This window comes from Cupriavidus sp. FW305-3-2-15-C-LB2 (assembly GCF_058787575.1).
Window position 1 is genome coordinate 36,199 of sequence record NZ_JBYSZW010000052.1, and the last position, 22,261, is coordinate 58,459.

Annotated in this window: 22 protein-coding genes; 16 read left to right on the forward strand and 6 right to left on the reverse strand. The window is 66.8% G+C overall.

All coding sequences use genetic code 11. From position 1 onward, the window contains the following. The first annotated feature begins 8 nt into the window (after nt 1–8). From AC3WRR_RS28725 to dmpG, 13 genes are all read left to right on the forward strand, one after another. Nucleotides 9–1,004 carry an aromatic/alkene monooxygenase hydroxylase subunit beta gene (locus AC3WRR_RS28725; protein ID WP_010810420.1) on the forward strand — a complete coding sequence of 332 codons (996 nt, stop codon included), beginning with the start codon at nt 9–11 and terminating at the stop codon, nt 1,002–1,004. Nucleotides 1,005–1,036: 32 nt separating this feature from the next. Further along, the gene (locus AC3WRR_RS28730) at nt 1,037–1,318 is read left to right on the forward strand and encodes an MmoB/DmpM family protein (RefSeq protein WP_010810419.1); all 282 of its coding nucleotides are present in this window, start codon (nt 1,037–1,039) and stop codon (nt 1,316–1,318) included. Nucleotides 1,319–1,353: 35 nt separating this feature from the next. Further along, nucleotides 1,354–2,874: an aromatic/alkene/methane monooxygenase hydroxylase/oxygenase subunit alpha gene (locus tag AC3WRR_RS28735; RefSeq protein WP_058698501.1), complete on the forward strand. Its 1,521-nt coding sequence runs from the start codon at nt 1,354–1,356 to the stop codon at nt 2,872–2,874. Nucleotides 2,875–2,906: 32 nt separating this feature from the next. Then, nucleotides 2,907–3,266, forward strand: coding sequence for a phenol hydroxylase subunit P4 (locus tag AC3WRR_RS28740; protein ID WP_010810417.1), 360 nt, complete (start codon nt 2,907–2,909; stop codon nt 3,264–3,266). A 37-nt stretch (nt 3,267–3,303) separates the two neighbouring features. After that, nucleotides 3,304–4,371, forward strand: a complete 1,068-nt coding sequence (locus AC3WRR_RS28745; RefSeq protein ID WP_454749408.1) for an NADH:ubiquinone reductase (Na(+)-transporting) subunit F — start codon at nt 3,304–3,306, stop codon at nt 4,369–4,371. An 11-nt stretch (nt 4,372–4,382) separates the two neighbouring features. Beyond that, nucleotides 4,383–4,706, forward strand: coding sequence for a 2Fe-2S iron-sulfur cluster binding domain-containing protein (locus tag AC3WRR_RS28750; RefSeq protein ID WP_454749407.1), 324 nt, complete (start codon nt 4,383–4,385; stop codon nt 4,704–4,706). A gap of 71 nt (nt 4,707–4,777) precedes the next feature. After that, nucleotides 4,778–5,713 carry a catechol 2,3-dioxygenase gene (locus AC3WRR_RS28755; protein ID WP_011616670.1) on the forward strand — a complete coding sequence of 312 codons (936 nt, stop codon included), beginning with the start codon at nt 4,778–4,780 and terminating at the stop codon, nt 5,711–5,713. A gap of 115 nt (nt 5,714–5,828) precedes the next feature. Then, on the forward strand, nt 5,829–7,283 hold the full coding sequence (locus tag AC3WRR_RS28760) for a 2-hydroxymuconic semialdehyde dehydrogenase (protein ID WP_041687992.1): 1,455 nt from the start codon (nt 5,829–5,831) through the stop codon (nt 7,281–7,283). A gap of 9 nt (nt 7,284–7,292) precedes the next feature. Then, a complete protein-coding gene (dmpE, locus tag AC3WRR_RS28765) occupies nt 7,293–8,075 on the forward strand; it encodes a 2-oxopent-4-enoate hydratase (RefSeq protein ID WP_011616672.1) in 783 nt (260 codons plus the stop codon). A gap of 36 nt (nt 8,076–8,111) precedes the next feature. Then, on the forward strand, nt 8,112–8,900 hold the full coding sequence (dmpH, locus tag AC3WRR_RS28770) for a 2-oxo-3-hexenedioate decarboxylase (protein WP_010810411.1): 789 nt from the start codon (nt 8,112–8,114) through the stop codon (nt 8,898–8,900). Next, on the forward strand, nt 8,897–9,115 hold the full coding sequence (gene thmT / locus AC3WRR_RS28775) for a 2-hydroxymuconate tautomerase (protein WP_255266301.1): 219 nt from the start codon (nt 8,897–8,899) through the stop codon (nt 9,113–9,115). Before dmpH ends, thmT begins: the two co-directional genes overlap by 4 nt. Before the next feature lie 24 nt (nt 9,116–9,139). Then, nucleotides 9,140–10,084: an acetaldehyde dehydrogenase (acetylating) gene (locus tag AC3WRR_RS28780; RefSeq protein ID WP_010810409.1), complete on the forward strand. Its 945-nt coding sequence runs from the start codon at nt 9,140–9,142 to the stop codon at nt 10,082–10,084. A gap of 17 nt (nt 10,085–10,101) precedes the next feature. Then, entirely contained in the window at nt 10,102–11,166 is a 1,065-nt protein-coding gene (gene dmpG, locus AC3WRR_RS28785; protein WP_010810408.1) for a 4-hydroxy-2-oxovalerate aldolase, read from the forward strand. 110 nt (nt 11,167–11,276) lie between these two features. Here dmpG and AC3WRR_RS28790 read toward each other — a convergent pair whose 3' ends face one another. Further along, a complete protein-coding gene (locus tag AC3WRR_RS28790; RefSeq protein WP_492298756.1) occupies nt 11,277–12,728 on the reverse strand; it encodes a serine hydrolase in 1,452 nt (483 codons plus the stop codon). A gap of 336 nt (nt 12,729–13,064) precedes the next feature. Between AC3WRR_RS28790 and AC3WRR_RS28795 the strand changes: the two genes are divergently transcribed. Continuing rightward, the gene (locus tag AC3WRR_RS28795; protein WP_010810406.1) at nt 13,065–14,030 is read left to right on the forward strand and encodes a threo-3-hydroxy-L-aspartate ammonia-lyase; all 966 of its coding nucleotides are present in this window, start codon (nt 13,065–13,067) and stop codon (nt 14,028–14,030) included. A gap of 75 nt (nt 14,031–14,105) precedes the next feature. Continuing rightward, entirely contained in the window at nt 14,106–15,335 is a 1,230-nt protein-coding gene (locus tag AC3WRR_RS28800; protein ID WP_011616675.1) for an RtcB family protein, read from the forward strand. A 90-nt stretch (nt 15,336–15,425) separates the two neighbouring features. Here AC3WRR_RS28800 and AC3WRR_RS28805 read toward each other — a convergent pair whose 3' ends face one another. The 3 genes from AC3WRR_RS28805 to phnN all read right to left on the reverse strand — a co-directional run bounded on the left by AC3WRR_RS28805 (nt 15,426) and on the right by phnN (nt 19,503). Continuing rightward, nucleotides 15,426–16,151 carry a hypothetical protein gene (locus AC3WRR_RS28805; protein WP_492298758.1) on the reverse strand — a complete coding sequence of 242 codons (726 nt, stop codon included), beginning with the start codon at nt 16,149–16,151 and terminating at the stop codon, nt 15,426–15,428. Nucleotides 16,152–16,661: 510 nt separating this feature from the next. After that, on the reverse strand, nt 16,662–17,654 hold the full coding sequence (locus AC3WRR_RS28810; RefSeq protein ID WP_010810403.1) for a tripartite tricarboxylate transporter substrate binding protein: 993 nt from the start codon (nt 17,652–17,654) through the stop codon (nt 16,662–16,664). Nucleotides 17,655–17,697: 43 nt separating this feature from the next. Continuing rightward, nucleotides 17,698–19,503 (reverse strand): phosphonate metabolism protein/1,5-bisphosphokinase (PRPP-forming) PhnN, encoded by a 1,806-nt coding sequence (phnN, locus tag AC3WRR_RS28815; protein WP_492298760.1) that lies wholly within the window; start codon nt 19,501–19,503, stop codon nt 17,698–17,700. A gap of 354 nt (nt 19,504–19,857) precedes the next feature. On the opposite strand from phnN, the gene AC3WRR_RS28820 reads away from it, so the two are divergent. After that, nucleotides 19,858–20,403, forward strand: a complete 546-nt coding sequence (locus AC3WRR_RS28820) for a MarR family winged helix-turn-helix transcriptional regulator (RefSeq protein WP_010810401.1) — start codon at nt 19,858–19,860, stop codon at nt 20,401–20,403. Between the two features lie 100 nt (nt 20,404–20,503). Here the strand turns inward: AC3WRR_RS28820 and nadC are convergent, their stop codons facing one another. Next, nucleotides 20,504–21,337 (reverse strand): carboxylating nicotinate-nucleotide diphosphorylase, encoded by an 834-nt coding sequence (gene nadC / locus AC3WRR_RS28825; protein WP_010810400.1) that lies wholly within the window; start codon nt 21,335–21,337, stop codon nt 20,504–20,506. Nucleotides 21,338–21,460: 123 nt separating this feature from the next. Beyond that, entirely contained in the window at nt 21,461–22,246 is a 786-nt protein-coding gene (gene fliR, locus AC3WRR_RS28830) for a flagellar biosynthetic protein FliR (protein WP_011616678.1), read from the reverse strand. Nucleotides 22,247–22,261 lie beyond the last annotated feature (15 nt).

Sequence of the window (22,261 nt, forward strand, 5' to 3'; positions counted from 1 at the left end):
ACCAAGCGATGCAAGTCGATATCAAGACCCAGCAGATCCAGCCGCTGCGCCAGACCTACGGCCATGTCGCGCGCCGCTTCGGCGACAAGCCGGCGTCGCGCTACCAGGAGGCGACCTACGACGTGCAGTCTGAGGTGAACTTCCACTACCGCCCCACCTGGGACCCAGGCTTCGAGCTGTATGACAAGCGCCGCACGGCGATCGTGATGCAGGACTGGTACGCGCTGAAGGACCCGCGCCAGTTCTACTACGGCGCCTACGTGACCGCGCGTGGGCGCCAGCAGGATGCAACCGAAAAGAGCTTTGCTTTCGTCGAGAAGCGCGGGCTGCTGCAGGCGCTGCCGGCCGAATGGCAGGAACGCCTGGCCGTTGGCCTGCTGCCGCTGCGCCATGTGGAGTGGGGCGCCAACATGAACAACTTCTACTGCGCCGACTATGGCTGGGGCACGGCCATCACGCAGGCCTGCACCTATTGCGCGATGGACCGCCTGGGTATCGCCCAATACCTGTCGCGCATCGGCATGCTGCTGGACGGCAATACCGGCGTGGCGCTGGAGCGGGCCAGGGTGGCCTGGCTGGAGAGCGCCGCGTGGCAGCCGCTGCGCCGCTTTGTCGAGCACACCTTTGTCACCGGGGACTGGTTCGAGACCTTCGTCGCACAGAACCTGGTGCTCGACGGACTGCTCTACCCGCTGGTCTACCAGCATGCCGACGCGGTGATCGCGCGCGCCTGCGGCACCGGGCTGGCGGTGCTGACCGAATTCATGAACGACTGGCGCGACGAGCACGCACGCTGGGTCGATGCCGTGATCCAGGCCGCAGCGGCCGAGTCCGACGCCAACCGCGCGCTGCTGTCGGGCTGGGCGCGCGCCGCCTGCGCCGAGGTGGCGCAGGCGCTGGTGCCGGTGGCCGATGCGCTCACCGGCGAAGACGGCGCGCAGATGGTGGCGCTGTGCCGCGAGCAGTTCGAAGTCCGCCTGGGCAGGCTCGGCCTGGCTGCCTGATCCGCCCACGACGTACCCCACGGAGACACGCCATGTCAGCCACCGCTGCCAACGTCTATATCGCCCTGCAGAACAACGACGACACCCGACCCATCATCGACGCCATCACCGAGGCCAACCCGCATGCGGTGGTGTCGCAGTTTCCCGCCATGGTCAAGATCGACGCCCCCGGCCACCTGACCATCGTGCGCGAACTGGTGGCCGGCAAGCTCGGCCGCGACTGGGACCTGCAGGAGATCCACCTGAACCTGATCTCGCTGTGCGGAAACATCGACGAAGACGAAGACGCCTTCACGCTGCGCTGGAACGCCTGACCGGGCAGCGGCACACAGAACATCACGGAGACATCATGGACGCACGCAAGAAGCTCAACCTGCGCGAGAAGTACGCCTCGATGACGCGGGACCTGGCCTGGGAAACGACCTACGAGCCGATGGACAAGGTCTTCCCGTTCGACAAGTACGAGGGCATCCGCATCCACGACTGGGACAAATGGGAAGACCCGTTCCGCATGACCATGGATGCCTACTGGAAATACCAGTCGGAGAAGGAGCGCAAGCTGTACGCGATCATCGACTCGTTCGTGCAGAACAACGGCCACCTGAACGTATCCGACCCGCGCTACCTGAACGCGCTGCGGTTGTTCCTGACCGGCGTGACGCCGCTGGAATACGCCGCCCACCGCGGCTACGCGCACCTGGGCCGCCATTTCCGCGGCGCCGGCGCGCGCGTGGCGGCGCAGATGCAGTCGGTCGACGAGCTGCGCCACGCCCAGACCCAGCTGCACACGCTGTCGGTCTACAACAAGTACTTCCACGGCTTTGGCGAATGGCGCCATATGCACGACCGGGTCTGGTACCTGTCGGTGCCCAAGTCCTACTTCGAGGACGCGATGAGCGCGGGCCCGTTCGAGTTCATCACCGCGATCTCGTTCTCGTTCGAGTATGTGCTGACCAACCTGCTGTTCATGCCGTTCATGTCCGGCGCCGCCTACAACGGCGACATGGCCACGGTGACCTTCGGCTTCTCCGCGCAGTCCGACGAGTCGCGCCACATGACGCTGGGCCTGGAAGTGGTCAAGTTCCTGTGCGAGCAGGACCCCGGCAATATCCCGATCCTGCAGAAGTGGCTGGACAAGTGGTTCTGGCGCGGCTTCCGACTGCTCACGCTGGTCGGCATGATGATGGACTACATGCTGCCCAAGCGCGTGATGTCGTGGGCCGAGGCCTGGGAGATGTACTTCGAGCAGGCGGGCGGGGCCCTGTTCAAGGACCTGGAGCGCTACGGCCTGCGCATGCCCAAGTACCACGAAGTGGCCACCAGGACCAAGGACCGCATCACGCACGAGGCCTGGGCCACCTTCTACAACTACGCGGGCGCCGCCGGCTTCCACACCTGGGTGCCCAAGGCCGACGAGATGGCATGGCTGGCCGAGAAGTACCCCCAGACCTTCGAGCACTACTACAAGCCGCGCCTGGACCACTGGCAGGAGCGCCAGCAGGCCGGCGACCGCTTCTACAACACCACGCTGCCGATGCTGTGCCAGACCTGCCAGATCCCGATGGTGTTCTCGGAGCCGGACGACCCGACCCAGACCTGCTACCGCGAAAGCAGCTACCACGGCATGAAGTTCCATTTCTGCTCGGACGGCTGCAAGGACATCTTCGACGACGAGCCCGCCAAGTACGCGCAGGCCTGGCTGCCGGTGCACCAGATCTACCAGGGCAACTGCGGCGGCGCCACGCTGGAGGACGTGCTCAAGTGGTACCGGCTGAACCCGGGCGCTGACAACCTGGACTTCGAGGGCTCGCAGGACCAGCGCAACTGGAACGCGTGGAAGGGCATCGGGCCTGCCGCGGACGCCGCCTGAAGCGGCCCCCATCACAAGACAAGGAGACAACCATGCCCGTCGTATCCATCGGCGACTACGCCTTCGAGGCGGCCGACCGCGAGGCCGTGTTCCACGGCAACCGGCTGCTCTATATCGGCTGGGACGGCCACCTGCTGTTCTGCGCGCCGCATTGCTTCCCGTTCCCGCCGTCGATGCCGCTGCGCGACGTGGTCGACAAGGTGCTGCCCGGCGTCTACGGCTACCACCCCGACTTTGCCCGCATCGACTGGGGCCAGGTGCAGTGGCTGCGCGGCGGCCAGCCCTGGCAGCCCGACCTGGACCGCTCGCTGGAAGAGAACGGCCTGGGCCACAAGGACGTGATCCGCTTCCGCACGCCGGGGCTGGACGGCATCGGCGGCAGCCGCAGCTGAGGCGCATGGTCGAACGCACCACCGGAAGGAGACCAAGATGTATTCGCTGACCATTGAACCGATCGGGCAGACCATCCCCATCGCTCCCGGGCAGACCGTGCTGGACGCCTGCCTGCGCAACGGCGTGTGGCTGCCCCATGCCTGCTGCCACGGGCTGTGCGCCACCTGCAAGGTGCAGGTGGTGGACGGCGAGGTCGAGCAGGGCGAGGCCTCCAGCTTCGCGCTGATGGATTTCGAGCGCGACAACGGCCAGTGCCTGGCCTGCTGCGCGACCGCGCAGTCGGACCTGGTGATCGAGGCCGACATCGAGGAAGACGCCGATGCGCTGGGCCTGCCGCTGGCCGACTATCGCGCCGAAGTTGTCGAGACGCGCGCCCTGACGCCCACCATCCTGGGCATCTGGCTGCGTGTGAAGGATGGCGGACGCACGACCTTCCAGGCCGGTCAGTACGTCAACCTGAACGTGCCGGGCTGCGACCAGCCGCGTGCGTTCTCGCTGGCCAACGCGCCGGGCGACGAGCTGGTCGAGCTGCACGTGCGGCGCGTGCCGGACGGGCAGGCCACCGGGTACCTGCACGACCAGCTGGCGGTCGGCGACGAATTGTCGTTCTCAGCGCCCTATGGCCGCTTCTTCGTGCGCAAGTCGGCGCAGGTGCCGATGCTGTTCCTCGCGGGCGGCTCCGGCCTGTCCAGCCCGCGCGCGATGATCCTGGACCTGCTGGCCGCCGGCGAGACCCTGCCGATCACGCTGGTGCAGGGCGCGCGCAACCGCGGCGAGCTGTACTACGACGCCGAGTTCCAGGCACTGGCGCAGGCCCACCCCAACTTCCGCTACGTGCCCGCGCTGTCGGACGAACCCGCCGACAGCGGCTGGAGCGGCGCGCGCGGCTACGTGCATGACGTGCTGCACCAGCTCTACGCGCAGGACGGCAATGCCGACTTCCGCGGCCACAAGGCCTACCTGTGCGGGCCGCCGCCGATGATCGAGGCCTGCATCCGCACGCTGATGCAGGGCCGGCTGTTCGAGGCGGATATCCACACCGAGAAGTTCCTGTCCGCGGCCGATGCGCAGAACAGCGCGCGCAGTCCGCTGTTCAAGATCTGAGGAGGCCGGCCATGCATACCGTCGAGATCGCCGGCAGCGGGCTGCGCTACCCCTGCGCGCCCGAGCAGAACCTGCTGCGGGCCATGGAAGTGCTGGGCCAGCGCGGCATCCCCGCCGGCTGCCGCGGCGGCGGCTGCGGCGTGTGCAAGGTCCGCATCGAAGCCGGCGACTTTCACGCCGGAAAGATGAGCCGCGCCTGCCTGTCCGAAGCGGAGCAGCGCGACGGACTGGTGCTGGCCTGCAAGACCTACCCGGACAGCGATATCCGCCTGCGGCCGGTGGCCCTGCTGCAGCGCTGCCTGGAAAAGCAGCGGTGGCGCGAACAGGGCCGGTAGCACGCAAACGAAGCACAAACAAGGAAGGTGGCACCCACACAACGCCACCCCACCACACCAGGAGACCCATCATGGCATTGACAGGCGTATTGCGACCGGGGCACGTAGCCCTGCGCGTGCTGGAGCTGGAACCGGCGCTGAAACACTACACCGAGGTACTCGGCTTGATCGAAACCGCGCGCGATGCGCAGGGCCGGGTGTTCCTGAAGGCATGGGACGAGCACGACCACCACAGCGTGGTGCTGCGCGAGGCCGACAGCCCGGGCATGGACTACATGGGTTTTCGCGTCGACAGCGGCCACACGCTGGAGCGGCTGGCGCAGGAGGTGGAGCAATCCGGCCTGGCCAGCGATTGCAAGTGGATCGCCGCGGGCGAGCACCCGCATACCGGCGTGCGCTTTCGCTTCACCATCCCGACAGGGCATGCGATCGAACTCTTTGCCGACAAGGACAAGCTTGGCTGCAAGACCGGCGACCTCAATCCCGACCCGTGGCCGGACGACCTGCGCGGCATGGCGCCCAGCCGCTTCGACCACTGCCTGCTGTATGGCGACGATGTCGACGGCACCGTCAAGTTGTTCCGCGACGTGCTGGGCTTTTCTCTGGCCGAGCAGGTCGTGGCCGGGGCCGACGGCGAGATGCTGATCGGTGCCTTCCTGACCTGCTCGAACAAGGCGCACGACATTGCCTTTATCCGCCACCCGGAGAAGAACCGCTTCCACCATGCCTCGTTCCTGCTTGATAACTGGAGCGAAGTGTTGAAGGCGGCCGACATCATCTCCAAGAAGGACGTGTCGCTCGACATCGGCCCGACCCGTCACGGCATTACGCGTGGCGCGACGATCTACTTCTTCGATCCCTCGGGCAACCGCAACGAGGTCTTCTCCGGCGGCTATATCCACTACCCGGACAAGCCCACCATCACCTGGACCGACAACGAGCTGGGGCGCGCGATCTTCTACCACGACAGGAAGCTGAACGAAGCGTTCTTGAATGTGCTGACCTGAGCGCGAACGCTCGCCTCCCGCTCGTTTGCTCCCTCTCCCGCTTGCGGGAGAGGGAGCACCCAATCGATGAGCGGAGGATTGCCGTGCACGAATGCTTCAATACCAGAGAAACAACATGAAAGACTTCAAGAACTTCATCAACGGCGAGTGGGTCGGCACCGCGCGGACCTTCGAGAACCGCAATCCGGCCGACAACAGCCTGATCGGCCACGTGCACGAGGCCGGACAGGCCGAGGTCGACGCCGCGGTGCGGGCCGCGCGCAGCGCGCTGCAGGGACCGTGGGGCCGCATGACGGTGGCGCAGCGGGTCGAGCTGCTGCACGCGGTGGCCGACGGCATCAACCGCCGCTTCGACGAATTCGTGCAGGCCGAGATTGCCGATACCGGCAAGCCCTTCGGGCTGGCCAGTCATATCGACATCCCGCGCGGCGCGGCCAACTTCAAGGTCTTTGCCGACCTGATCCGCAACGTGCCGACCGAAAGCTTTGCCATGGACACGCCCGACGGCGGCAAGGCCATCAACTACGCGGTGCGCAGCCCGCGCGGCGTGATCGGCGTGGTGTGCCCGTGGAACCTGCCGCTGCTGCTGATGACATGGAAGGTCGGGCCGGCGCTGGCCTGCGGCAACACCGTGGTGGTCAAGCCCTCGGAGGAGACCCCCGCCACCGCGACGCTGCTGGGCGAGGTGATGAACGAGGCCGGCGTGCCGCCCGGCGTCTACAACGTGGTGCACGGCTTTGGCCCGGATTCGGCCGGCGCGTTCCTGACCGCGCACCCGCAGGTCAACGGCATCACCTTCACCGGCGAGACCCGCACCGGCGAGGCCATCATGAAGGCAGCGGCCAACGGCGTGCGGCCGGTGTCGTTCGAGCTGGGCGGCAAGAACGCGGGCATCGTGTTCGCCGATGCGGATTTCGACAAGGCCGTGGCCGGCATCACGCGCTCGGCGTTCGAGAACAGCGGCCAGGTGTGCCTGGGCACCGAGCGCGTCTACGTGCAGCGGCCGATCTTCGAGCGCTTTGTCGCCGCGCTGAAGGCAAAGGCCGAGGGCCTGAAGCTGGGCCGGCCCACCGAGCCCGGCGTGAACATGGGCCCGCTGGTGTCGCACGAGCACCGCGACAAGGTGCTGTCCTACTACCGCAAGGCCGCCGGGGCCGGCGCCACCGTGGTCACCGGCGGCGGCGTGCCGCAGATGCCGGGGGCGCTGGCCGAAGGCGCCTGGGTGCAGCCCACCATCTGGACCGGCCTGCCGGAAAGCGCCGCCGTGATCCGCGAGGAGATCTTCGGGCCGTGCTGCCATATCGCCCCGTTCGACACCGAAGAGGAAGTCATCGCGCTGGCCAACGACACCCCGTACGGCCTGGCCGCCACGGTCTGGACCGGCGACCTCGGCACCGCGCACCGCATGGGCAGCGCGCTGGACGTTGGCATCTGCTGGATCAATGCCTGGTTCCTGCGCGACCTGCGCACCGCCTTTGGCGGCGCCAGGCAGTCCGGCATCGGCCGCGAGGGCGGTGTCCATTCGCTCGAGTTCTACACCGAGCTGCGCAACGTCTGCGTCCGCCTGTGAGGTCCCGTCATGCATAACGAACTTATCCTTGAGATCGGCGCCGGCCTGCACCATGCGCTGGCCTCCCGTCGCCCGGTGGCGCCGCTGACCGAATCGTGGCCGGAGCTGAGCATCGACGATGCCTACCGCATCCAGCTGGCGATGGTGCAGCATCGGCTCGACGCCGGCGAGCGCGTGGTCGGCAAGAAGATCGGTGTGACCAGCCGCGTGGTGATGGACATGCTCGACGTGCGCCAGCCCGACTTTGGCCACCTGCTGTCCGGCATGGTCTACCCCGACGGCGCGGCGATTCCCGCCGACACCCTGATCGCGCCCAAGGCCGAAGGCGAGATTGCCTTCGTGCTGAAGGAAGACCTGGAGGGGCCGGGCGTGACCAATGCCGACGTGCTGCGCGCCACCGCCTATGTGCTGCCTTGCTTCGAGATCGTCGACTCGCGCATCCGCGACTGGAAGATCCGCATCCAGGACACCGTGGCTGACAACGCATCGTCAGGCGTGTTCGTGCTGGGCGATGCCGCGGTGGACCCGCGCAGCGTGGACCTGGGCACGGTCGGCATGACGCTGGAGAAAAACGGCGAGATCGTCGCGACCGGCGCCGGCGCGGCCGCGCTCGGGCATCCCGTCAATGCGGTGGCGTGGCTGGCCAATACGCTTGGCCGGCTGGGCATTGGCCTGAAGCGGGGCGAGGTGATCCTGTCCGGCTCTCTTGCCGCGATGGTGCCCGTAACCGCCGGCGACCAGCTGCGCATCAGCCTGGGCGGCATCGGCTCGGCCGGCGTGCGCTTCGTCTGAACCCGACCCATTTTTCAATTCAGCGCAGGACATGCCATGAACCTGACACACGACACCATTGCCCGGCTCGCCGAGCACCTGGAGAACGCCGAGCTGCAGCGCGAGGCGGTGCGCAAGATCACCGACGAATACCCGGACATGGACTGGGACGACGCCTACGCCATCCAGGACGCCATCCGCGCGCGCAAGGAGGCGCGCGGCACCCGCATCGCCGGGCTCAAGATGGGCCTGACTTCGTTCGCGAAGATGCGCCAGATGGGCGTGAGCGACCCGGTGTACGGCTTCCTCACCGACTATGGCGCCTGCATGGACGGCGCCGCCATCGATACCGGCACGCTGATCCATCCCAAGGTGGAAGCCGAGATCGCCTTCGTGCTGAAGGCGCCGCTCAAGGGGCCTGGCTGCCATATCGGCGACGTGCTGGCCGCGACGGACTTCGTGGTGCCGGCGGTGGAGGTGATCGACTCGCGCTACGAGAACTTCCGCTTCGACCTGAAGAGCGTGATTGCCGACAACACCTCGTCGGCGCGCTTCGTCGTGGGCGGCACGCACCGCGGCGCCGAGGGGCTGGACCTGAAGAACCTGGGCGTGGTGCTGGAGAAGAACGGCGAGGTGGTGGCCACCGCGGCCGGCGCGGCGGTGCTCGGGCATCCGGCCAACAGCGTCGCCATGCTGGCCAATATGCTGGGGGCACGCGGGCGCGAGCTGCCGGCGGGCACCTTCATCATGACCGGCGGCGTGACCGAGGCCATCGCGGTGGCGGCCGGCGACAACATCACCGTTCGCTACCAGCACCTGGGCACGGTATCGATGCGCTTCACCTGAACCGCGTAGCAAGGAGACACACCATGCCAATCATGCAGGTCTTCCTGATCGAAGGCCGTACCGACGAACAGAAGGCGCGCCTGATCCGCGCGCTCACCGATGCCGCGGTCGAAGCGGTGGGCGCACCGGTGGAAACCGTGCGCGTGATGATCACCGAGGTGCCGAAGGCGCAGTTCGGCATCGGCGGCAAGACCGCCACGGAACTGGGCCGCTGACGCCCACGCGATAAGGACAACGACATGGACATGAAAGCAAGCGGCCACCACAAGGTGGCCATCATCGGCTCCGGCAATATCGGCACCGACCTGATGATCAAGGTAATGCGCCACGGCCGGAGCCTGGAGATGGGCGCCATGGTGGGCATCGATGCCGCGTCGGACGGGCTGGCCCGCGCCGCGCGCCTGGGCGTGCCGACCACGGCCGAGGGCATCGACGGGCTGGTCGGCATGCCGGGCTTCGGCGATATCCGCATCGCCTTCGATGCCACCTCGGCCGGTGCTCATGCGCATCACAACCGCGTGCTGCAGCAGCACGGCGTGCGCGTGATCGACCTGACGCCGGCGTCGATCGGCCCGTACGTGGTGCCGGTGGTCAACCTGGACCAGCACCTGGATGCCCCCAACATCAATATGGTCACCTGCGGCGGCCAGGCCACCATCCCCATGGTGGCGGCGGTGTCGCGCGTGGCCAGAGTGCACTACGCCGAGATCGTGGCGTCGATCTCGAGCAGGTCGGCCGGGCCGGGCACGCGCGCCAATATCGACGAGTTCACCGAGACCACCAGCCAGGCGCTGTGCTCGGTGGGCGGCGCCGCGCGCGGCAAGGCCATCATCGTGCTCAACCCGGCGGAACCGCCGCTGATGATGCGCGACACGGTCTTCACGTTGTCGGAGGACGGCGATGAAGCGGAAATTGCGGCGAGCGTCGAAGCGATGGCGCAGGCAGTGCAGGGCTACGTACCGGGTTACCGGCTCAAGCAGCGCGTGCAGTTCGAGCGTATCGCCGCGTCGGCGCCATTGAATATCCCCGGCCTGGGACCGATGAGCGGGCTCAAGACCTCGATCTTCCTGGAAGTGGAGGGCGCCGCCCATTACCTGCCGGCCTATGCCGGCAACCTCGACATCATGACCAGCGCCGCACTGGCCTGCGCCGAGCGCCTGGCCGAGACCCGGCTGTCCGCATGAGCCGCAGGGAGACAAAGATGACCGCACAACCCACCAAGAAGCTCTACATCTCGGACGTGACGCTGCGCGACGGCAGCCACGCCATCCGCCACCAGTACAGCCTGGAGCACGTGCGCCGCATCGCGGCCGCGCTCGACGCCGCGCGCGTGGATTCGATCGAGGTCGCGCACGGCGACGGGCTGTCGGGCTCCAGCTTCAACTACGGCTTTGGCGCCCATACCGACCTGGAATGGATCGCCGCCGTGGCCGAGACCGTGCGCCATGCCCGCGTGGCCACGCTGCTGCTGCCGGGCGTGGGCACCGTGCACGACCTGCGCGCCGCCTATGATGCCGGCGCGCGCGTGGTGCGCGTGGCCACGCACTGCACCGAAGCCGATGTCTCGCGCCAGCACATCGAATATGCGCGCGAACTCGGCATGGACACCGTCGGCTTCCTGATGATGAGCCACATGACCACGCCCGCGGCGCTGGCGCAGCAGGCGAAGCTGATGGAAAGCTACGGCGCCCAGTGCGTGTATGTGGTCGATTCCGGCGGCGCGCTGGGCATGCAGGACGTGCGCGAGCGCTTCCGCGCCTTCAAGGATGTGCTCAGGCCGGAAACCCAGACCGGCATGCACGCCCATCACAACCTGAGCCTGGGCGTGGCCAATTCCATCGTCGCGGTGGAAGAGGGCTGCGACCGCGTCGACGCCAGCCTGGCCGGCATGGGTGCCGGCGCCGGCAACGCCCCGCTGGAAGTCTTTATCGCCGCCGCCGAACGCCTGGGCTGGCAGCACGGCTGCGACCTCTACACGCTGATGGATGCCGCCGACGACATCGTGCGCCCGCTGCAGGACCGCCCGGTGCGCGTCGACCGCGAGACCCTGGCGCTGGGCTACGCCGGGGTCTATTCAAGCTTCCTGCGCCATGCCGAGGCCGCCGCGGCGCGCTACGGCCTGGGCACGGTCGACATCCTGGTCGAGCTGGGCCGGCGGCGCATGGTGGGCGGGCAGGAAGACATGATCGTGGATGTGGCGCTGGATTTGCTGGCGCGGCGCAGTGCTCAGGCGGGGCAGGCAGTGCCGTCGGCGGCGGTGGCCTGACCGTCGGCAGGCGCGGTCAGGGCGACGCCGGCGCGGCGCGCGCCGCAACGATCGCCAGCATCGGGCGCTCACGCTTGATGGCCAGGGCCGGCTGCGCGGCAACCTGCGCGTCAGTCGGTCCCCGCCGTGGTCGCGTCGCCGCTTGCCATGCGGTGGAAGACAATATCGTCGACCAGCGGTTCCAGCGGTGCCGCAATGCGGTCGATGGTGCCTTCCCGATTGTAGTGGAAGGTGAGGGCCAGGTTGTCGGGATGGAATTCGGCGGGTTTTTCGGCGGTGGTGAACACATCGTAATGACGATGGGCGAGCTGGCCGGACATGCCGCGCCAGCGCCAGGAGAGTGCATCGCCATCGGTATCGATGGTGATCTGCCCGTAGGCGGGATGGGAGTAATCGCCGGCGTAGTCGTGCAGCGGATGGCTGGGAGCGGTGCCGGTGTGTTGCCGCGCCTGTTGTGCCGACTTGTCGACCCGCAGCTGCGCGAGCATTTCCTGGCGCCGGGCGCGCATGCGGCCGAGCCAGTCGATGGGCGCATGGCCGCGCAACTGGTCCAGGGCCGCATAGGTCAGCAGCGCGGTCACCGCGCTGGGTGCCCGGTTGGTCAGCACCGCAATGCCGATACGCCTGGATGGCATCAGCGTCATCAGCGCCGCCCAGCCCAGCCAGCTGCCGCTGTGCGAGACCGTGCGCTCGCCGCGGTATTGCTCGACCGTGAGGCCAAGGCCGTAATGCTGATCGCCGACCTCCGGGAACTCCGACATGCCGATATGCACGCCTGGCGTCATCATGTCGCGCACGATCGCCGGCGATAGCAGGGCACGCCCGCCAACCTTGCCTTCATCCAGCAGGCAGCGCATCCATTTCGCCAGGTCCTCCACCGAGGTGGCGAGGCCACCGGCCGGCTTCACAATGGAGGACCAGTTCGCACGCAAGCACTCGCTTGCAACCATCGTATGCGGGTGCGCGTGGTCGGGAGCGGCGGCCAGGGCCTCGGCGCAGAAACCGAAGCGTGAGAAACCCAGCGGCCGCAGCAGGCGCTCCTCGGTGAAGTCCTCCCAGCGCTGGCCGCTGAGGCGCTCGGCCACATGGCCGGCGATCACGTAGCCAAGGTTCTGGTACTGCCAGCGTTCGCGCAGGTCACGGCTGGGCGCCAGGTGGCGCAGCCGTGCCAGCAGTTCGCCGGTGTCGAGGTCGCCCGGGGTATGGAGCCAGTCGTGGCGCGGCATGCCGCTGTGGTGGCAGAGCAGGTCGCGCACCGTGATGCGCTCGGTGGTGACGGCATCGTGCAGCCGGAATCCCGGGATCAGGTCGCGCACGGGCGTGGCCCAGTCCAGCCTGCGCTCGTCCACCAGCAGGCCCAGGCCGGCCGCGGTGAAGGACTTGGTGATCGAGCACAGCATGAACTGCGTGGCCGTTGTCACCGGTGCTGATCCGGCGCTGTCGCGGACGCCGTAGCCCAGCATCAGGACGGGCTCGCCGTCGCGGATCACGGCCAGCGCAAGCCCGGGGATCTTCCAGTCCGCCATCGACTCTTCGACCAGTGCATCGAATCCGTTCAGCATGGGGCATTCCTGGGGGCATGGGCTCCGTATGCTGCCATGTCCTGGCGACGCAGTCATCGCCGGGTCGAAGTGACCGTGCCTTGCTTGCAACATCCCCAGCGTTGACAGCCATTCCTCCTGCTGGCCACGCCATGCCCCTCTCTCGTAGGGATCAGTTCGGCGCGTCGCGTCGTTAGCCAGCGCAACAGGAGCACGGACCGGGGTGCCGATACGCTGGCCACGCAGCGGCGCGCGGCGCACAGGCTGGCCGCGGCATAGCGCCACGCCGGGCCGGCCTGGCTGCAAGGTGGCCCCGGGGCGGGTAAACTGGCCGGTCCCAGCCTCCTTGCCACCGCCATGACCGCCCTGCCTATCTCCTTCGACGACGTCGCCGCCGCACACGAACGCATCCGCGCGGCGGCTCACCGCACCCCGGTGCTGACCTCCGCCACCGCGAACGTGGCCACCGGCGCGCAGCTGTTCTTCAAGGCCGAGAACTTCCAGCGCATCGGCGCCTTCAAGTTCCGCGGCGCCTACAACGCCATCGCCCAGTTCACGCCGCAGCAGAAGGCGGGCGGCGTGCTGGCGTTCTCTTCCGGCAACCATGCGCAGGCGATCGCGCTGTCGGCCCGGTTGCTGGGCGTGCAGGCGGTGATCGTGATGCCGCAGGACGCCCCCGCGATCAAGATCGAAGCCACGCGCGGCTATGGCGCCGAAGTGGTGCTGTACGACCGCTACCAGGACGATCGCGAAGCGCTGGGCCGGCGCATCGCCGCCGAGCGCGGCATGACGCTGATCCCGCCGTATGACCATCCGCACGTGATGGCGGGGCAGGGCACGGCGGCCAAGGAGCTGTTCGAGGAAACCGGGCCGCTGGACATGCTGGTGGTGTGCCTCGGCGGCGGCGGGCTGCTGTCGGGCTGCGCGGTGGCGGCCCGGGCGATGTCGCCCGGCTGCGCCGTGTACGGCGTCGAACCCGAGGCCGGCAACGATGGCCAGCGCAGCCTGCGCAGCGGCGAGATCGTCCGCATCGACACCCCGCGCACCATTGCCGACGGCGCGCAGACGCCGTTCCTGGGCAACCACACATTTGCCGTGATCCGCGAGCTGGTGACGGACATCGTCACGGTGTCGGATGCGGAACTGGTCGACACCATGAAGTTCTTCGCCGGGCGCATGAAGATCGTGGCTGAGCCCACCGGCTGCCTGGCCGCCGCCGCGGTGCTGCACGGCAAGCTGGATGTGAAGGGCAAGCGCGTGGGGATCATCATCTCGGGCGGTAATGTCGACCTGGGCGCCTTCGGCAGCTTCCTGCTGGGCTGAGTCGGGCGGCAGGGAATCCTGGACTGGCCCTGGCCGTCTAACCTGCAATCCGCGACGACAAAGCCAGGGGCGGCCATGACGGACAAGCGCCACTATGACGTGCTGGACACCGGCGCCGGCAAGCCGGTCAAGCTGTGGACGCGCGGCGTCCCGGTGGAAGGCGCTGCCCGCGAGCAACTGCTGAACACGGCGCGGATGCCGTTCATCTTCCGCCATGTTGCGGTGATGCCGGATGTACATCTGGGCAAGGGCTCGACCATCGGCTCGGTGATCCCGACCGTGGGCGCGGTGATTCCCGCCGCGGTGGGCGTGGATATCGGCTGCGGCATGATGGCCGTGAAGACCTCGCTCACCGCCGCTGACCTGCCCGACAACCTCGGGCCGCTGCGCAGCGCGATCGAGCACGCCGTGCCTCACGGTCGCACCGCGCAGGGCGGGCGGCGCGACCAGGGGGCCTGGGGCTCGGCGCCGGCGCCCGTTGACGCGGCATGGGCCGAAATGGCGCCGGGCTTTCGCCGCATCACCGACAAGTATCCGCACCTGGCGCGCACCAACCATCGCAATCACCTGGGCACGCTCGGCACCGGCAACCACTTTATCGAGGTGTGCCTGGACGAGGCCCAGTCAGTCTGGTTCATGCTGCACAGCGGCTCGCGCGGCGTCGGCAATGCCATCGGCACGACCTTCATTTCGCTGGCGCAGCAGGACATGCGCAAGCACCTCGCCAACCTGCCGGACCGCGACCTGGCCTACCTGGTCGAAGGCTCCACGCACTACGAGGACTACATCTTCGCCGTGTCATGGGCCCAGGCCTACGCGCGCCGCAACCGCGAGCTGATGATGGAGGCGGTGCTGGCCGCTGCGCAGCGCGTGCTGCGCAAGCCCTTCCAGGCGCAGCTGGAGGCGGTCAACTGCCACCACAACTACGTGCAGAAGGAGCATCACTTCGGCGCCGACGTGCTGGTAACGCGCAAGGGCGCGGTCAGTGCGCGCGTGGGCGAGCTGGGCATCATCCCGGGATCGATGGGCGCGCGCTCGTTTATCGTGCGCGGCAAGGGCAATCCGGAGTCCTTCTGCTCATGCAGCCACGGCGCGGGGCGCACCATGAGCCGCAGCGAGGCCAAGCGCCGCTTCACCGTGGCCGACCAGGTGCATGCGACCGAGGGGGTCGAATGCCGCAAGGACGCCGCGGTGATCGACGAGATCCCGATGGCGTACAAGGACATCGACGCGGTGATGGCGGCGCAGGCTGACCTGGTGGAGATCGTGCACACGTTGCGGCAGGTGGTGTGCGTGAAAGGCTGAACGGCGGTTGCCCCCGCCGCCGAGCGGCCTCTGGCAGGGGCATCCGGCACTGAATCCGCCCTGCGCAGAGGCATTGCAGCCGGGGCCACTCTACTGGAAGATCAGCGTGCTCACCGGTTGTCCGTTTGCACCGAAGAAAGTGAACTTGGACGAGACAAAGCTGATGTTTCCGCTGGTGTCGATCCGGAACGTGGTTTCCTCCTCTCCGACCCGGGCATTGTTGTTATCGAACTCTGTGTTGAGGAATGTCACGAGGAGCGTGGTCCCAGAATCGGGTGCCACGGAAAAGGACTGGGTGAGCGAGCCCAGTTTCGCGGCTTGCGTGTTGTCCGAGAAAATCGTGGCGGTTGCCAGCGGGCCGGAGTCGCCAGCCTTTACAGTTGCCGGGAATGTGTAGTCGGCGAAAGCCGCATAACCATCCGCCCCCTGGTCGATAGCGACCACGGCAAAGGTTGCCGAGTTTCTGAAGATAAACCTGGTGCCCGAAAACGGCTCCGAGTTTCCGTTCGTGATGACTGTGCCTGTGACGGTTTCGGTGGTCTTCAGGACAACGGCGCTGTTCAGCGTGGCGGAATCGGCTGGCGCCGCGTTGAGCGTTCCTGAGCCTGAAACTGGCTTATTCTCGACTAAACCGGAGATGGAAAAATTCGCGGTTATGCCGTTGGCCGCCAGCGCCGCCATGGCGGTGGTGAGCGGCACTGTCAGAGTTTGCGCCGGCGGACTCGCTGCCTCGCTGCTGCCGCCGTCATCTCCGCCGCCGCCACAGCTGCCAAGTAAGAACGAAAATGCGAACAAAAATAAGAATCTCTTGGGCATCGCCGGCTCCTGACGGAAGTGCCCCGGATTCGAAATCTTTGTAAGGCGCGCCGCGGCAGGAAAGGAAGGCTCTGGCGTAAATCGCAGGCTTCTCGTTCCTGCCGATCCTCAAAATGCCAGGCTGCCGGGAAGGCTTGGCTTACGATGGCGTCGCGAAAATTCTCGCGCAACAAATATGCCATCCATGCCATCGCGTTTGATTCTTCTACGTTTTTTCAAGCGTGTATATTCGGCAAACATGCGAAACAACAAGATCGGTTCCGTTTTTGATACGCGCCGTCATCGGCACCCCATCGCTGCAGGTGAACCTTGATGATGTCGGCGACGGTCGGATTCTGATCCGGCCTGATGGCCAGTTGGCATGCGCCCCCCCGGTGCCACCGGATTGTCGCGGCCATCCCGCAGGCACGAACGCGCTCTCACGGGGCTGGCTTGCGCCCGCGTGGCAACGATGTACTACGGGAAGTCGGGGGATCCGTCTGCTGTGGCCTGGCCGGTGCCCCAGCCGGGTCAGTCGACGAGCAGATTTATCTTCGTCGTGAATTTCTGCCAGCGATCGATGTCGGCGCTCACCAGCTTCTGGAATTCAGCGGGCGTGCTTGTCGTCGTGGCAAAGCCGAGCTGCGTCAGCGATGCCTTGACCTCGGGCCTGGCGATGGCCCTGGCGATTTCCGTGTTGAGCCTTTGCACGATCTCGGGCGGCGTATTTGCGGGGGCGAGGATGCCGAACCACTGGTCGACGTCATAGCCGGCCACGCCAAGCTCGCTCACGGTGGGTACGTCGGGCAGGAACGGCGAGCGTGCCTTCGACGTGACGGCCAGCGCGCGCAGCTTGTTGCTTTTCAGGTAGGGGATGGTGTTGGTCAGCGTGTTGACGCTGACATCGGCCTGGTTGCCGAGCACGTCGGCGATGGCGGGGGCGCAACCCTTGTACGGCACGTGCAGCATGTCCATCCTTGCCGAGACCTTGAGCAGTTCGCCGGCCAGATGCTGCGGGGTGCCGTTGCCGCACGACGCATAGCTGGGGGGTGATGGGCTCTTGCCCGCCGCCAGCAGGTCGCTGAAGGTGCGGAGTTTCGAGTGCGATGGCACGGCGATCACCGATGGCACCGAAGCGAAGGTGATGACGGCGCTGAAATCGGACTTGGGATTGAACTGCAGCTTCTTGAAGACGCTCGGGTTGATGGCAAAGCTGCTGTTGACGATGAGCAGCGTATAGCCGTCGGCAGGACTCTTGGCGACGAACTCGGCGCCAATATTGCCGCTGGCGCCGGGCCGGTTGTCGATCACCACCGGCTGCCCCAGCGACTTGCTGATGTCGGCCCCGATCAGGCGCGCGAGAGAATCGGTCCCCCCTCCGGCCGGGAACGTCACCACCATGCGGATCGGCTTTTGCGGGAAGGTACTGGCGATATTGGCTTCGGCGCGCCCGGGCAGGGTGCCCAGGCTGCCTGCGACAAACAGGAGCGATGCCAGACTGCTGACGACGGATAGGGGTCTCATTGATATGCCTCGTCGGTTAGGGTGAAGGAAGCGGGAAAGCCGGTCAATCGGGGTCTATACGCACCGCCTGGCAGCACTCGCCGCCGGCGCGCACCAGTGCTGCAGCCGCCTCTAGCGCTTCAGCGGAGTCCGCGTGGATACGGTAGAGCGGTTGCCCTGGCGCCACCTTTGCACCGATCGCGCACAGCATGTCGACCCCGGCACCGCCATCGCGCGGCGCGCCGGCGGCGCGCGCCACGCCGGAAATCTGCAGGCCATCGACGCCCGCCACCCGGCCTTGCGTGGTGGCGGGAACGACCAGCGTATGCGTACCCGGCGCCACTGGATCGCAGCGAACGCCCTGCGCGGCGGCGATGCGATCGAACGCGGCCCTGGCCTTGCCTTCATGCAGCAGCGCCGCCGCAATTTGCATGCCGTGTTCGGGGGAGTCCACGCGGGGATCGAATGCGATGATTTCGCCGGCAAAGCGCAGGGCCTTGTCGCGCAGGTCGGCGGGCGCATCGGGAGCGTTGTCGAGCACGAGTCGGACGTCGCGCACTTCCAGTGCGGGGCCGATGCCGCGGCCGATCGGGCCGCTGCCGTCCGTGACCAGTGCGCGTACGTGCAGGCCCAGTCCCTTGCCGACGTGTTCGAACAGCGCGCCCAGCGCCTCGGCGTCGGCGCGTGTTGCCAGCTTGGTTTGCGGCCCGTAGGGCAGGTCGACGATGACGTGGGTGGCGCCGGCGGTGTACTTTTTCGACAGGATCGACGCCACCGACCAGCGCCGCGAATCGAGCCGCAGCGGTCGCGTGATGGCGTTCATCACATCGTCGACCACGGAATGGTTCAGCCGTCCGTTCCAGGCGATGCAGGCGCGTGCCTGGGCCACGCATCGGCGCACGTCTTCATGCGCCAGGTCGACCCGTGCGATGGTCTCCATGGCATCGGCGGTGCCGGCGGCAGAGGTGATCGCGCGTGACGATGTCTTGGGCATCGCCAGCCCGTAGGCCGCGACGATCGGCACCACGATCAGCGTAATGCGGCTGCCGGGAACGCCGCCCATCGAATGCTTGTCGACGACTACCGGTTCGTCCCAGTCGATGCTGGGTGTGAAGGCGGTACGCGCGCGCGCCAGAGCCACCACTTCCTCGTCCGTGAGCGTGCGGGTTGCGGCAACCAGGAACTGGGTCAGCTCGGCCTCGGTGTAGCGCCCGGCGATGGCGTCCTGCAGCACGGCAACGTAGGCCGCTTCGTCGAGCGGCTCGCCGCGCAGCTTGGCCATAAGGTTGGTGCGGCTGGCCGGCCGTTCGGCGGCGGATGTCCTGGTGCCGGTGCGCAAGGCTTCGACAAAGCGTGCCGTGCCTGCTTCCAGCGTGCTGTGGTTCGACACCGTGATACACGGGACGTGTGGCGGCACCGGAGTTCCCGCGCGTGCCACGCGGCTGGCAACCTGGTCGCCCGATTCCCGCCCGCGTGCGGCAATGCGCCGGGCAAGCACGTCATGCGGTGCCGTTACCAGGACCACCACGAAACGGGGCAAGCGCGCCGCGAGTTCCGCGATGACGCCGCGCGAGCCATTGGCCACGACGTTGCGGCCGCGTTCGAGCTCGCACATCAGGGACTTGGGCAATCCGTAGCGCAGGTCGTGCGCGTCCCAGGTCACCAGGAACTCTCCGCTTCGCTGGCGCCGCGCGAACTCGGCCTCCGTGACACCTTCGTGCTCTTCGCCAGCAGACCCGTCGGGACGCGTGATGACGCGCCGCGCAAAAACGTAGTCGCCGTCGAGCGCGGCACGTGCACCGTCGATCAGGGAGTCCTTGCCAGCGCCACTGGGCCCCACAACAAAGAAGAATGTGCCGGTCGCCTTCATGAGTATTACCTTAGATGTCGAAGTTATGTGGCTATGCTAGCACCGGCCAGGGGGGTGTCAAGATAAGTTCGATGTCTAAGGTAATGCAAACAACGGGCCAGCGCCCGCAAATCCAGTGTGTACGCGGGATTCGCGGACTTGTAGGGGAAAACACGGGGATACGGGTGCGCAGTGACGGTGCCTCATGCATGGGTTGCGGGCATCGTGCACTGATGGAGTGAACGCTACATGGAGAGGCATGGCCGATGAAGCGGTGATGTCGGCGTGCGAGCGCCGGAGGCGCTATCATGTGCGCTGTCGCTGGCACCGGGCCGTCCGCTGCCGCATGCATACGCTCTACTTTCCCTCACGACTATGGCCACAAAGAAACCGGATGCTCCGGTCCCGATCACGCCTGCGGATGAAGCCGATGAAGAACGGCTTGCCCACCTGGTGAAGGATGCCGCCCGGGCCTACATCCGGGCGCTGCAGCTGCGGCTGGCGGAACATTCGGTTTCGTATGGCCACTGGACCATCCTGCGTATCCTGTGGCGCCATGACGGCGTGTCGCAGCGAGAGCTGAGCGAACGCGCCGGGGTGACCGAGCCGACGACGTTTGCGGCAGTCAAGGCGCTGGAGGCGCTGGGCTACGTGGAACGCACGCATCTTCCTGGCAACAGGAAGAAGGTGCATGTGTTCCTGAGCAAGACCGGACGCGGGCTGCGCCGCAAGCTTGAACCGCTGGCGACCGAGGTGAATGAACTCAGCGTGGCAGGGCTGAGCGAAGAAGACGTGCTGACCACGCGCCGCGTGCTGATCACGATTGCGAAGCGGCTGGTCGCCGACGAAGCCGCGTCGGCGGAACATGGCCGGCGGGTCCCGTCCACCCAGGAGGTAGGGCGCCTGCTCTCGGACCTGTAGACGACCCGCAACGGAAAAGACCCTCGCCGGGCGAGACGGCAAGGGTGAATGCCTTGGGTAGAAGGCGTGAATCGGTCAGGGGGCCTGAGCCCCGCGGGTGTCAGGCTTCGTCGAGCCCGATGTCCACGGCAGGGGCCGACTGGGTGATCTTGCTCGTGGAGATGTAGTCCACGCCCGTTTCCGCCACGGCCCGGATCGTTTCCAGGCGGATGCCGCCTGACGCCTCGACTTTGGTCCGGCCATTGACGATCTGCACGGCTTCCTTCATGTCGGGCACCGACATGTTGTCCAGCATGATCACGTCGACACCGGTTGCCAGTGCTTCGTGCACCTGTTCCAGCCGGTCGCATTCCACTTCCAGCTTGGTCAGCACGGGCAGCTTGCGGCGCACGCGTGCCACGGCGGCAGCGATGCTGCCGCACACGGCGATGTGGTTGTCCTTGATCATCACGCCGTTGTCCAGGCTCAGCCGGTGGTTCAGGCCGCCGCCGCAGGTCACCGCATGCTTTTCCAGCGCGCGCAGGCCCGGCGTGGTCTTGCGGCTGTCGATCAGGCGCGCCTTGGTATGGGCAATGGCCTGGGCATAGGTTGCCGTATGGTTGGCGATGCCGCACAGACGCTGCATGATGTTCAGCGCGGTGCGCTCGGCCGTCAGGACGCTGCGTGCATTGCCGCTCACGTTAAGCAGCACCGCGCCTTTTTCAACCTTGTCGCCGTCGGCGACGCGCACATCGACCGACAGCGTCGGATCGTAGCGCGCGAAGATGCGTGCCGCCACGTCGATGCCGGCGATAAGCATCGGCTCGCGGGCGTTCATGCAGAAGGTGCCGGTCTCTCCCGGTTCAATCATGGTCTGGACGGTCAAGTCGCAGATGCCGATGTCTTCGGTCAGCCAGAGGTCGATCAGCTTGTCGGTGGCGAAAATGTCGTACATGAAGGGCTCCTGAACGGTGGTTGCGGTACCTCATAAATCTTAGAGATCGAAGTACATGGCGCAATACTAGCCCTTTCAGGCGCCATGTCAAGTAATATTCGAGATCTAAGATAAAGCGCAAACCTACCGCGCAAACTGCCCCAGCACCGTCCCGACCGCCTCCAGCCCCGCCCCGATCATATGCTGCATGTAGGTGCCCATCTGCGGCATTACCAGCATCAGCACCAGCAGGCCGCCGGACAGCGTGACCGGGAAGCCGACCGCAAAGATCGACAGTTGCGGCGAGGCGCGGTTGAGGATGCCCATCGCCAGGTTCAGCGTCAGCAGCGCCGCGATCATCGGCAGCGCCAGCAGCAGCCCGGACGAGAACACCATGCCGCCGGCGCGGGCCACGGCCATGGCGCCGCCGGCGGACAGCGGCGTGCCGCCGATGGGCAGGCCGCTGAAGCTGTCGACCAGCGCGCCCAGCATCAGCAGGTGGCCGTCCAGCGCCAGGAACAGCAGCATCGCGATCAGGTTCAGGAAGCGCGACAGCACCATGGTCTGGCCGCCGGCGGCGCGGTCGAAGAACGAGGCAAAGGACAGGCCCATCTGCAGGCCGATGATTTCGCCGGCCTGCTGCACGGTGGCAAAGACCAGCCGCATGGCAAAGCCCGTGGCCAGGCCGATGCCGACTTCGTTGAGGATGATCATCAGTCCGCCGAAGGAGTACACCGGCACCACCGGCAGCTGCGCGATGGTGGGCGACACCACCACCGCGACCATCGCGGACAGCGCGATCTTGGCGCGGCGCGGGATGGTGGACTCACCGAACAGCGGCGCGGTGCCGATCAGGGCCAGGATGCGGAAGAAAGGCCACAGGAACGCCGCGAGCCAGCTGTAGAGCTGGGCTGAGGTGAATTCGACCACGGCGGGGAGTCAGGG